9 protein-coding genes and 4 tRNA genes are annotated in these 11,889 nt (G+C 49.4%); 11 read left to right on the top strand and 2 right to left on the bottom strand.

Annotated features, from left to right (window positions below):
• The first annotated feature begins 347 nt into the window (after nucleotides 1–347).
• The 4 genes from DEALDRAFT_RS05205 to DEALDRAFT_RS05190 all read left to right on the top strand — a co-directional run bounded on the left by DEALDRAFT_RS05205 (nucleotide 348) and on the right by DEALDRAFT_RS05190 (nucleotide 2,107).
• Nucleotides 348–1,664, top strand: coding sequence for an L-lactate MFS transporter (locus tag DEALDRAFT_RS05205; protein ID WP_008515529.1), 1,317 nt, complete (start codon nucleotides 348–350; stop codon nucleotides 1,662–1,664).
• A 159-nt stretch (nucleotides 1,665–1,823) separates the two neighbouring features.
• Nucleotides 1,824–1,899: transfer RNA gene (locus DEALDRAFT_RS05200), tRNA-Arg, on the top strand.
• A gap of 28 nt (nucleotides 1,900–1,927) precedes the next feature.
• Nucleotides 1,928–2,004, top strand: a tRNA-His gene (locus DEALDRAFT_RS05195).
• 17 nt (nucleotides 2,005–2,021) lie between these two features.
• Nucleotides 2,022–2,107, top strand: a tRNA-Leu gene (locus DEALDRAFT_RS05190).
• A 58-nt stretch (nucleotides 2,108–2,165) separates the two neighbouring features.
• Here DEALDRAFT_RS05190 and DEALDRAFT_RS05185 read toward each other — a convergent pair.
• Both DEALDRAFT_RS05185 and DEALDRAFT_RS05180 read right to left on the bottom strand, forming a co-directional pair.
• The gene (locus DEALDRAFT_RS05185; protein ID WP_040378481.1) at nucleotides 2,166–2,705 is read right to left on the bottom strand and encodes a C-GCAxxG-C-C family protein; all 540 of its coding nucleotides are present in this window, start codon (nucleotides 2,703–2,705) and stop codon (nucleotides 2,166–2,168) included.
• Nucleotides 2,706–2,729: 24 nt separating this feature from the next.
• Entirely contained in the window at nucleotides 2,730–2,966 is a 237-nt protein-coding gene (locus DEALDRAFT_RS05180) for a hypothetical protein (protein WP_008515527.1), read from the bottom strand.
• 268 nt (nucleotides 2,967–3,234) lie between these two features.
• Here DEALDRAFT_RS05180 and DEALDRAFT_RS05175 point away from each other — a divergent pair.
• From DEALDRAFT_RS05175 to yihA, 7 genes are all read left to right on the top strand, one after another.
• Nucleotides 3,235–3,309 (top strand) — tRNA-Gly (locus tag DEALDRAFT_RS05175).
• Between the two features lie 335 nt (nucleotides 3,310–3,644).
• Complete coding sequence (tig, locus tag DEALDRAFT_RS05170; protein ID WP_008515526.1) at nucleotides 3,645–4,961, top strand: trigger factor; 1,317 nt, start codon at nucleotides 3,645–3,647, stop codon at nucleotides 4,959–4,961.
• Nucleotides 4,962–4,972: 11 nt separating this feature from the next.
• Entirely contained in the window at nucleotides 4,973–5,554 is a 582-nt protein-coding gene (clpP, locus tag DEALDRAFT_RS05165) for an ATP-dependent Clp endopeptidase proteolytic subunit ClpP (protein WP_008515524.1), read from the top strand.
• A gap of 21 nt (nucleotides 5,555–5,575) precedes the next feature.
• Nucleotides 5,576–6,838: an ATP-dependent Clp protease ATP-binding subunit ClpX gene (clpX, locus tag DEALDRAFT_RS05160; RefSeq protein ID WP_008515523.1), complete on the top strand. Its 1,263-nt coding sequence runs from the start codon at nucleotides 5,576–5,578 to the stop codon at nucleotides 6,836–6,838.
• Between the two features lie 100 nt (nucleotides 6,839–6,938).
• A complete protein-coding gene (lonB, locus tag DEALDRAFT_RS05155) occupies nucleotides 6,939–8,615 on the top strand; it encodes an ATP-dependent protease LonB (protein WP_008515522.1) in 1,677 nt (558 codons plus the stop codon).
• Between the two features lie 175 nt (nucleotides 8,616–8,790).
• The gene (gene lon, locus DEALDRAFT_RS05150) at nucleotides 8,791–11,118 is read left to right on the top strand and encodes an endopeptidase La (RefSeq protein ID WP_008515521.1); all 2,328 of its coding nucleotides are present in this window, start codon (nucleotides 8,791–8,793) and stop codon (nucleotides 11,116–11,118) included.
• Nucleotides 11,108–11,701, top strand: a complete 594-nt coding sequence (yihA, locus tag DEALDRAFT_RS05145) for a ribosome biogenesis GTP-binding protein YihA/YsxC (protein ID WP_008515520.1) — start codon at nucleotides 11,108–11,110, stop codon at nucleotides 11,699–11,701. Before lon ends, yihA begins: the two co-directional genes overlap by 11 nt.
• Nucleotides 11,702–11,889: the final 188 nt, after the last annotated feature.

Raw genomic sequence — 11,889 nt, 5'->3', positions numbered from 1 at the left:
CAAGTATCAAATAATGTCGTGTGAATCATTCGCACGGCATTATTTTTTTTATGCCGGAAATTATAACGCTTTGCAGCCAGCAAAACTGCATTGGAAACCGGCACTGAAAGCGTGCGCTGAGGAAACCGAATAAGCGACGATTTCTTGTTTGTTGAATTTTGGAAAAACTTTTATGTGCTAAAGCAGGAAAATCAAAAGATAGAAAGTATATAATATAATGACTATTTGAAATTTTTAGAAAAAAGATAAAATTCATTACAGTTTTCCAGGGGGGAGGCGGTATATGTTGTGTAGGTAGAAATAAAGAACGGTAGTTTATTGTAAGCTTAGAGAAAAGAGGGAGGAAAATGGGTACAGTTATAGGTTCGAAAAAAGGATGGATTGTTACGTTTGCGGGGCTGGGTGTAAACCTGGCGTTAGGTGTGCTTTATTCCTGGGGAGCTTTTGCCAATGAACTGCGTGCCTTGGGGTGGACCGCAACGCAATCCCAAATTCCTTATATGGTTGCTTGTGCACTATTTGCATTGCTGATGGTTCCCGGTGGTCGCCTGCAGGACCGTATGGGACCCAAAAAAATAATATTAGCTTCTGCCATTCTTACAGGAATAGGTTTTGTGTTGTCAGGCTTGTTTTTATCCGTTGTAGGTCTTTCGATATTTTTCGGTGTGGTTTTTGGTTCGGCAATGGGTTTTGGCTATGCAGCGGCAACTCCTGCCGCCCTGAAGTGGTTTGGACCGCATAAGCGTGGTCTGATTGCCGGAATCGTGGTTAGTGGCTTTGGACTGGCGGGTATTTATGTAGCCCCCCTGACTCAGGTTTTGCTGGCCAGGTTTGGTATAGAAATGACCATGATTATTCTGGGTTTGGGTTTTTGTGCTGCTATTTTTACTTTTGCACAGTTTATCTCTAATCCGCCGGAAGATTATGTGCCGGCACCACCTGTAGATAAATTCAAAGCTATCAAAGTAATAAAACAGAATAAAAGTTCCGGTCTGGATTTTGACTGGAAGCAGGTAGTTCGGACACCTCAGTTTTATGGTTTATGGATTATGTTTTGTTTTGGCACATTTGCCGGGCTGATGATTATCGGCCAGTTAAGGGATATTGGCTTAGAACAGGCTGCGCTCTCTGACGGGGCGGCTTTCGCCCTTATCTCGGTGTACGCGGTGTTTAATTGTCTGGGACGGGTCGGCTGCGGTGTAATATCGGATAAGCTGGATCGTAGAATGACACTGGTTATTATTTTCCTGATCCAGGTTGTTTGCTTTGCGTTCTTTGCCCAGTTCCAAACAGCGCTGACTTTGTTTACCGGAACAGCTTTTGTTGCCTTTGCTTTCGGGGGCATGCTCAGCCTGTTCCCTGCGCTGACGGCAGACTATTTTGGCCTGAAGAATCTCGGTGTTAATTACGGGCTTGTCTTTACAGCCTGGGGAGCCGGTGGCGTTTTTGGTCCCCTAATCGGAGGCTTGGTCCGTGATATGACAGGAACGTATGGGATAGCCTTTGCTATTTCAGCCGGTCTCAGTGTGTTAGGTGTGCTGTTGGCTGTTCTGACCAAAGCGCCCGAAAAAGAAACTGCGGCAAAACAGGTTCCCGCAGGAGTGCTGCTCTGCCCGCACTGTGAGCAGGAAATCAGCCTGCGCCTTAGAGCCATTAGCAGTTAAGCAGATATTTTGCAATCAAACCACCCTTTAGGGGGTGGTTTTCTCTTGCTGGAACCGGTCCTTTTTATTATGTCCTGGATAACTTCCTCTGTTGCCAAAAAATAATAGTATAAAAGACCTTGATTTTAAGTTTGATTTCAGCTATACTATTCTTTGCATACGCCTGTAGCTCAGGGGATAGAGCAACGGACTTCTAATCCGTGGGTCGTAGGTTCGAATCCTACCAGGCGTGCCACTATGTTATTTACTTTTTTGTTAATGCGGTGGGTGTAGCTCAGGTGGTTAGAGCACCAGATTGTGGCTCTGGGGGCCGTGGGTTCGAGTCCCATCATCCACCCCAATATTGTTTTTTTTTGGGCGGGCGTGGCGAAATTGGCACACGCGCTAGACTTAGGATCTAGTGGGTTTTTCCCTTGGGGGTTCAAGTCCCTTCGCCCGCACCATTTAAATTTATGTAGATAAAAACCACGGGTATATATACCCGTGGTTTTTGCATGTACCTTAATCCTCGTGCGGGTCACCGTGACATTCTATGCAGTCTTCCTTACCGTGAGCATACGGTTTAACATTTTCTTCGTGACAGGCCATACACTGGCCTGTTGCGGGGGATACTGCGTATTGTCCGGTATAGGAGCCTTCTTCGAAGTATTTGTTGAGCATGGCGGCGGTGAATTTGCTTACATCTGCAGTGAGGCCGGCACACCTTTCGCCGCGCTCCGGAGAGCTTCTGGGGCCATACCCTGTTTCCTCCATCCATTTGGTCACGGAAACATGGCACAGGCTGGAGTTAATGGGGACGCCGGGCAAATCCAGCCCTGCCGGTTGGAATTCGGGGAAGGGAAATTCCTTGTACCAGGCCATCAGTTCGTTAACCAGGGAAGCTCTGTCTTCTTTGTCTACCACCAGATTAATGACGGAGATGGCAGGAACCAGTGCTCCACAGATTGATCCCCAGCCTTCCACGCCGCCTCGGTAAGAACCAAATGTTTCGGCGGGAATCTGGTTAAACGGATAACCCACTTCTTCAGCCAAATAGCCCAAAAGACCTTGGGCTACACCGTAGCCTCAGCCGTCCTCCCAATAGGCATCGTACCCTCTTTGCGCCGCTTCATCTGGATCCAGTTTAGCATAATTTAATGGCCACTTAGCAGCTGCAACCTCCCCGTTTTCTGCAGCAGTCCCTTCATCTGTGCCGCATCCCGGCAGCAGCATACCAACTGTACCGGCCAGGGTGAGGCCGGCCAGTGAGTACCCTGCCCCCCTTAGCAATGTTCTTCTTGACAATCCTTTTTCTTCAGCCACTGTAGTTACCCCCTTACATATTTGATTACTAATATATTAGTCACGCCTATCATAAACATCCTGCCTGAAATGGGGGCCCAAAACGGGCTGCTTTGTCCCGGAGGAGGGGATAAAGCCAATAAATACAGGGGTTTTGTTTGTGAATGTCATAACTATGTTGTATAGCTATAACTAAAGGTTATAATCAGAAAGGGTGGGTTTTGGAAATTAGTCGAAGGGCTTGACTTTGGAGGTAAAAAATTTTATACTCTATATTAGTTTTATACCTGCGGAAATAGCTCAGTGGTAGAGCATCGCCTTGCCAAGGCGAGGGTCGCGAGTTCGAATCTCGTTTTCCGCTCCATAAAATATAAACGCCACTTTGGCGTTTTTTTATACTGCTGGGAAATTCTAACGCTTCGCAGATAGCGAAGCTGTTAATGTAAGCAGTACTGAAAACCGCGCGCTGAGGAAACCGAAAGAGCGCGCCTTTCTTGATACTTTGACCTGCTTTTTTGATATTTTTTCCGTTGTAAGGGGATTTAGCTTTCATTTTACTTAAATTAATGGTAAAATACTTGGCAGACTTAAACTTTTATGGTACCTTCATCTCAGACTCTGGCAGAAATAATATATGCGATATGACACAGGTAAAACCTGTTTGCATAAAATAAAATACTTAATAAAGGAGCATAGTACATGGTTAAAGTGGAGAAAATAGACGGCAGCAAAGTTGCTTTAGAAATTGAAGTTGAACAGCCCGTGGTGGAAGATGCACTGAATCAGGCTTATAAGAAAGTGGTTAAACAGGTAAGCTTACCCGGTTTCCGCAAGGGAAAGGTACCACGCCCCATCCTGGAAAGTCGGTTTGGCCCGGAAGTCCTCTATGAAGAGGCTTTGGAAATTATGGTTCCCGACGCTTATGACAATGCGGTGGAAGAAGCGGGAATCGAACCGATTGACAGACCGGAGATTGACCTGGTACAAATGGAAAAGGGCAAGCCTTTTATTTTTAAGGCCACTGTTGAGGTTAAGCCGGAAGTTGAGCTGGGCGAATACCGTGGCGTGGAAGTTACCCGCGAGCTCAAGGAAATTACCGAAGATGACGTGGAAAAGAAGCTTGATGCCATGAGGCATGAACATGTTAAGATGCATGTGGTGGACGGCGCGGTAGAACAGGGTGATTTGGCTGTAATTGATTTCACCGGCTATAAAGACGGAGAGCCATTTGAAGGCGGCAGCGCTGAAGGCCATTCCCTGGAAGTTGGTTCCGGTTCTTTTATCCCCGGCTTTGAAGAGCAGGTTGTGGGCATGAAAGCCGGCGAGGAGAAGGATATTGATGTTACCTTCCCTGAAGACTATCACAGCGAGGATTTGGCGGGTAAGCCTGTTACCTTTAAGGTGAAAGTTCAGGAAGTTAAGAGGAAAGAATACCCGGAGCTCAATGATGATTTTGCAGCAGAAGTATCGGAATTCGGTACTCTTGCTGAATTAAAAGAAGACGTTTTGAATAAGCTGAAAGAGGAAGAGGAAAACAGAGCCAAGACAGTAGTGGAAGAAAAAGTGGTGCAGGCAGTGGCTGCAAATTCCGAAGCTCCGGTGCCCGACCCCATGGTGGAGCGCGAAATCGATCGCATGACCGGGGAAATGGAACAGTTCTTACGTATGCAGGGCCTTACACTGGAGAAGTTTACTTCTCTGACCGGCAAGACCATGGAAGACTTGCGGGAAGAGAAGCGGGAAGAGGCCGGGCAGCGTGTTAAGGCAAACCTGGTGTTGGATGCAATTATTGAAAAAGAAGGAATTGAGGCCACGGACGAAGAAGTAGAAGAGCGAATTGAAAAGTTTGCGGAGAGCTACGGCCAGCCTGTGGAAACAATCAAAGAATACTTTGAAGCACAGGGGCAGTCCAATGTACTCCGCCAGGAAATCAAGTTCCGCAAAGCTGTGGACTTCCTGATGGAGGAAGCAAAAATCACCGACGTAGCTGCTTCCGAGCCCAAGCAGGAAGAGTAGGAGGGATCCTGATGAATCTGGTACCGATGGTGGTTGAACAAACCAATCGCGGTGAGCGTGCCTATGACATTTATTCACGGCTGTTAAAAGACCGCATTATCTTTATCGGCAGCCCCATTGACGATAATGTGGCGAATCTGGTCATTGCCCAGTTATTGTTTTTAGAGTCTGAAGATCCGGAGAAAGACATTAATATTTATGTTAATTCTCCCGGTGGATCTGTCTATGCCGGGCTGGCCATCTATGACACAATGCAGTATATCAAGCCGGATGTTTCAACCATCTGTGTTGGTTTAGCCGCCAGCATGGGCGCGGTGCTATTAGCCGCCGGTGCGGACGGCAAGCGTTTTTCGCTACCCAACTCCCGCATTATGGTTCACCAGCCTCTCGGTGGTGCGCAGGGTCAGGCGGTGGATATTGAAATCCATGCCAAGGAAATTCTGCGGATCCGTGAGCGGTTAAATGAAATTCTGTCAGGCCATACCGGAAAACCGGTGGAGCAAATTGCCCGGGATACGGACCGTGATTATTTCATGTCGGCAGAGCAGGCAAAAGAGTATGGTTTAATTGACGGCGTACTGGAGAAACGTTAGACTCCTCTAGGAGGGAAATTTATGTTTAAGTTCAACGATGAGAAGGGGCAACTGAAGTGTTCCTTCTGCGGCAAGACCCAGGAACAGGTACGCAAGCTGGTGGCAGGTCCCGGTGTTTACATTTGCGATGAGTGTATTGAACTTTGCAATGAAATCATCGAGGAAGAGCTTTCTGAAGAAATGGAGCTTGACCTGGTTGAGCTACCAAAGCCCACGGAAATCAAGGATATCCTGGACCAGTACATTATTGGTCAGGACGAAGCCAAGAAATCCCTGGCGGTGGCGGTTTACAATCATTACAAACGCATTAATACCGAACAAAAGCCCGATGATGTGGAGATCCAAAAAAGTAACATCGCTTTGATTGGACCCACAGGTGTGGGTAAAACCCTTCTGGCGCAAACTTTGGCCAGAATCCTGAATGTGCCTTTTGCCATCGCCGACGCCACCTCTTTGACGGAGGCCGGTTATGTCGGTGAAGATGTGGAAAATATTTTACTGAAGCTGATTCAGTCTGCCGATTATGATTTGGAAAAGGCTGAAAAGGGCATTGTCTACATTGACGAGATTGATAAAATTGCTCGCAAGACCGACAATCCATCCATAACACGAGATGTGTCCGGTGAAGGTGTGCAGCAGGCACTGCTGAAGATCCTGGAAGGAACGGTGGCCAGCGTCCCGCCACAGGGCGGCCGCAAGCATCCCCATCAGGAATTCATGCAGATTGACACCACCAATATCCTCTTTATTTGCGGCGGAGCTTTTGATGGAATTGAAAAACTGATTCAGGACCGTATCGGCAAAAAAGGCATTGGTTTTGGTGCCGAAGTCGCTGCAAAACAGGACGGCAACATCGGAGAAATTTTGCGTCATGTCCTGCCACAGGATCTGATTAAATACGGGTTAATTCCTGAATTTGTGGGCCGTGTACCGGTGGTGGCAACTCTGGATGCTTTGGATGAGGAAGCACTGGTGCGGATTCTTACCGAACCCCGCAACGCCCTGACCAAGCAGTATCAGAAACTGTTTGAGCTGGATTGTGTGAATCTGGAATTTAAGGATGGCACACTGGAGATTATTGCCGAGGAAGCGATCCGGCGTAATACCGGAGCCCGTGGCCTGAGAGCCATCCTGGAAGGTATACTTCTGGATGTGATGTATGAGCTGCCTACCCGGGATGATATCGGCAAATGCATTATTACCAAAGAAGCCATTCAGAATAAGGAAAAACCCATTTTGGTTACAGCTGATAAGCGCAAAAAGAAAAAAGAAGAATCGGCTTAAGTTATTACAAACCGCCCTTAAAGGGGCGGTTTTTTCATCCTCCCTTGGGTAATACTAACGCAAGAGCAAAATGTGTTAGTTTGACCAAGGGGGGAAAGATGTGACAAACTTAGCGCCGATAATCGGTTTTGTACAAGTTTTTTTTGCCATAGTCATTGGCCTGTATTTTTGGAACTTGTTGCGTTCGCAGCAGTCCAGCAAAGTGGCGGTGGACAAGGAGTCCCGCAAAGAGATGGAGCAGTTGCGACGAATGCGGGAAATAAGCCTGACTGAACCTTTGGCTGAAAAAACCCGGCCTGCTTCGTTTTCGGAAATCATCGGGCAGGAGGAAGGGTTGAAATCTCTGCGGGCAGCTTTGTGCGGTCCCAACCCGCAGCATGTAATTGTTTATGGTCCGCCGGGGGTTGGTAAGACTGCGGTGGCACGCCTTGTGCTGGAAGAAGCCAAGCGGAATTCGGGTTCTCCCTTTAACAGTGATGCCAAGTTTGTGGAACTGGATGCCACCACCGCCAGGTTCGATGAGCGCGGGATTGCCGATCCCCTCATCGGTTCGGTTCATGATCCTATTTATCAGGGTGCCGGTCCCATGGGAATGGCTGGTATTCCCCAGCCCAAACCGGGAGCGGTAAGTAAGGCCCATGGAGGCGTCCTTTTTATTGATGAAATCGGCGAATTACATCCCACACAAATGAATAAACTGCTTAAGGTGCTGGAAGACCGGAAAGTGTTTTTGGAGAGTGCGTATTATAACCCGGAAGATAAAAATGTTCCGCAGCACATTCATGAAATATTCCAAAACGGCCTCCCCGCCGATTTTCGCCTGATAGGTGCCACCACCCGGACCCCGGAAGATATTCCGCCGGCCATACGTTCACGCTGCCTGGAGGTTTTCTTCCGTGGGCTTTTGCCCGAAGAAATCGGACAGGTGGCCCTGAATGCGGCCAAGCGCATTGAGTTCGTGATGGAAGACAGCGCATTGGAGGTAATCAAAAAATATGCCACCAATGGCCGCGAAGCGGTGAACACGGTGCAGATTGCTGCCGGGATAGCTTTGTGTGATCATCAGGAAAATAAGCATTTACGCCTGCAGGATGTGGAGTGGGTAGTAAACGCCAGTCAGATGTCGCCCCGGCCGGAAAAGAAAATTCCCCCCAGGCCGCAGGTGGGCTACGTTAACGGCCTGGCTGTGTACGGTCCCAGCATGGGAACCATTATTGAAATAGAAGTGGCCTCTCATCACTTAGGGCCTGGGCGGGGGCATGTCCATGTAACCGGTGTGGTGGAGGAAGAAGAAATGGGCAGTGCGCGCCGGGTGATCCGACGCAAAAGCATGGCTAAGGGTTCGGTGGAAAACGTACTGACCGTTCTGCGGGATCATCTGGATGTGGACCCCAACGAATACGATATCCATGTCAACTTCCCCGGCGGCACACCCATCGATGGCCCCTCGGCGGGCATTTCCATTGCCACCGCCATCTATTCTTCTCTCACCGGCATTCCTGTTTTAAATACGGTGGCCATGACGGGAGAGATTTCTGTGCGCGGTTTTGTCCGTCCGGTGGGCGGAGTAGTCAGCAAGGTGGATGCCGCCCGTCAGGCGGGGGCCCGAAAAGTTATCATCCCGCGGGAAAACTGGCAGCAGGCTTTTGCTAAGATTCCTGATGTGGAAGTTGTGGCCGTTGACTCGCTGGGAGATGTGTTCAAGCATGCGTTGCAGGAGGAAAGCAAGTCCGCACATACGGGGCAGGCAGCGGTGTTGTCGGCTTCCCCTGTGTAGATTTTAACCTCTTTCTCCCCTGCAGCCAGGTTTATCCGTGGTTCTTACAAAATGGTAACATTTGAGAACTATATAAAGGAAATCCCTGCGTGGTGGGCGAATACGTTAAAAGGCCGGAATAGCTATGATTTCCTACAGAAAACAAGACATAAAAAGGAATGGAGGTTGAAACTCCATGGCTGAAAAAACTAAAACATTGCCGTTGTTGCCATTGCGGGGTATTCTGGTATTTCCCAATATGGTGCTCCACTTGGATGTGGGCAGGGAGCGGTCTGTAAGCGCACTGGAGCAGGCCATGGTCGAGGATAATAAAGTCCTGCTGGTGGCGCAAAAAGAAGCACGTATTGATGAACCAACCCCTGAAGAAATCTATTCCATGGGGACCGTAGCGCAAATTAAGCAAATGCTCAAGCTCCCCGGCGGAACCATCCGTGTTCTGGTGGAAGGGCTGTCCCGGGCCTATGTCCGGGAGTTTGTTGAGTCCGATCCGTTTTTTAAAGTGGAAGCGGAAGAATTGGATGATGACAATGGGAAAAGCGTGGAAGTTGAAGCATTGATGCGCAGCGTGCTTTACCAGTTTGAGCAGTATATCAAGCTGAGTAAAAAGATACCGCCGGAAACTTTGGTGACGGTATCTTCCATTGACGAGCCGGGACGGCTGGCCGACATTATTGCCTCTCATCTGACGCTTAAAATCCAGCAGAAGCAGGATATTTTGGAAGCCACGTCGCCGCGGGACCGTCTGGATAAGTTATCCGCCATCTTAAGCCATGAGATGGAAGTTCTGGAAATAGAGCGCAAGATAAATCTGCGGGTTCGCAAGCAAATGGAGCGGACACAAAAAGAATATTATTTGCGCGAACAAATGAAGGCCATCCAAAAAGAACTGGGCGAAAAAGATGAACGGATGGCGGAAGCAGATGAATACAGGGAGAAAATATCCGAGGCGGAGTTGCCTGAAGAGGTGGAAGAGAAAGCGCTCAAAGAGGTGGAGCGCCTGGAGAAGATGCCGCCTGCTGCGGCAGAAGCGGTGGTTATCCGCAATTATCTGGACTGGATTCTGGCTATTCCCTGGGTTTATCAGACCGATGACCGCCTGGATTTAAACCGGGCGGAGGAAATACTGGATGAAGATCATTATGGTTTGGAAAAAGTAAAGGAACGTATTATTGAGTATCTGGCGGTACGGCAGCTGGCCAAAAAGCTAAAAGGCCCCATTCTTTGCCTGGTGGGTCCGCCCGGTGTGGGTAAAACTTCGCTGGCCCGTTCCATTGCCCGTGCGCTGGAGAGAAATTTTGTCCGGATGTCTCTGGGCGGTGTGCGCGATGAAGCGGAAATCCGGGGCCATCGCAGAACATATGTGGGCGCTATGCCGGGCCGGATTATTCAGGCCATGCGGCAGGCCAAGTCCCAAAACCCGGTCTTTTTGCTGGATGAAATCGATAAGATGTCCACCGATTTTAGGGGAGACCCGTCGGCGGCGCTTCTTGAAGTATTGGACCCGGAGCAGAACAACAGTTTTGCCGATCACTATCTGGAAATCCCCTTTGATTTGTCCAATGTGATGTTTCTGACCACTGCCAATACTCTTTATAATATTCCTCAGCCGCTTTTGGACCGCATGGAAACAATCTACATCCCCGGCTATACCGAAGAAGAGAAGGTTAAGATTGCGGAGCGGTATCTACTGCCCAAGCAGATTAAAGAGCACGGTTTGACTAAGAAAAACCTTACCGTGTCGGAGAAAACGCTGCGCAAAATTATCCGGCAGTACACCCGGGAAGCAGGGGTACGTAACCTGGAAAGGCAGTTGGCCTCCATTTGCCGCAAGACGGCAAAAGAGGTGGTGCGGGATGAGAAAAAACGCGCTGCCATCACTGTGCAGAACCTGGATAAGTATCTTGGCATTCCGCGCTACCGGTTCGGCATGGCGGAAAAAGAAGATGAGGTGGGCATTGCCACGGGCCTGGCCTGGACCGAAGTGGGCGGCGATACCCTGGTGATTGAAGTGACGCTGATGAAAGGCAAAGGCAAGCTCATGCTCACCGGTAAGCTTGGCGATGTGATGCGGGAGTCTGCTCAGGCCGGCCTGTCCTATATTCGGACCCGGGCCAATGAGCTGGGCATTGAGGAAGATTTCCATGAAAAATATGATATCCATGTTCATATTCCCGAAGGCGCCATTCCCAAAGACGGGCCTTCCGCCGGCATCACCATGGCTACGGCACTGATTTCCGCACTGACACAACGCCCATCCTGCCGGACAGTGGCCATGACCGGAGAGATTACCCTGCGCGGGCGTGTACTGCCCATCGGCGGTGTGAAGGAAAAGGTTCTGGCTGCCCATCGGGCCGGCATTAAAACCATTCTGCTACCGGCGGAAAACAAAAAAGACATTTCGGAAATACCCGATAACGTGCGCCGCAAACTGGAGTTTGTCCTGGTGGAGCATATGGACCAGGTGCTGGAGCACGCCTTGGCGGAAGCAAAAGATGAAGATTAAGTCAGCCGAATTTATCATCAGTGCGGCAGGGGCCGAGCAGTTTCCCACCGATATGCTGCCGGAGGTGGCCTTTGTGGGCCGCTCCAATGTGGGTAAATCTACGCTGTTAAATTCTCTGGTAAACCGCAAAAAGCTGGCTTTGACCAGCGGCAACCCAGGGAAAACACGGCTGATTAACTTTTTCCTCATCAATGAAGCCTTCTACTTTGCTGATTTGCCGGGCTATGGTTTTGCCCGCGTGTCCCATGAAATGAAGAAGCAGTGGGGCCTGTTAATTGAAAACTACCTGCAAACAAGGGAGACCCTGCAGGTGGTGGCTCAGCTGGTAGATTTGCGCCATCCGCCCACCGCCGACGACCTTGCCATGTATCAGTGGCTGATTCACTTCAATATCCCCACCATTATTGTGGCCACCAAAGCGGATAAGATTTCCCGCGGCAACAGGCAAAAGCACGTCAAACAGGTGCGGGAAGGCCTGGGCCTGGGCTCCCAGGGGCCGGTGATCATGTTTTCAGCCAAAACCGGCGAAGGCAAAGATGATATCTGGAAGGTAATTCAGCAGTTTGTGCAAAACGAACAATAGCACTAACCCGTGGACAGAGGGACAGGTTTAATTGTCCACAAAATTTAAGGGACGGACCTTTTGCAAGCGCAATCTATGGTCCGTCCCTAGTTGTTTTTTAGTGATTGGGCTAGCTCCTAAACGAGGACAAACAAACCTGCCTGTCCTCGCAGAGGGTTCCCCCGTCCAGAAAGGTGAGACAAAATCAC

It is taken from the genome of Dethiobacter alkaliphilus AHT 1, from assembly GCF_000174415.1.
GTDB classification, from domain to species: Bacteria; Bacillota; Dethiobacteria; order Dethiobacterales; family Dethiobacteraceae; genus Dethiobacter; species Dethiobacter alkaliphilus.
The sequence above is the reverse complement of the archived record's forward strand: the minus strand, read 5'-3'. Positions and strand labels throughout refer to the sequence as shown.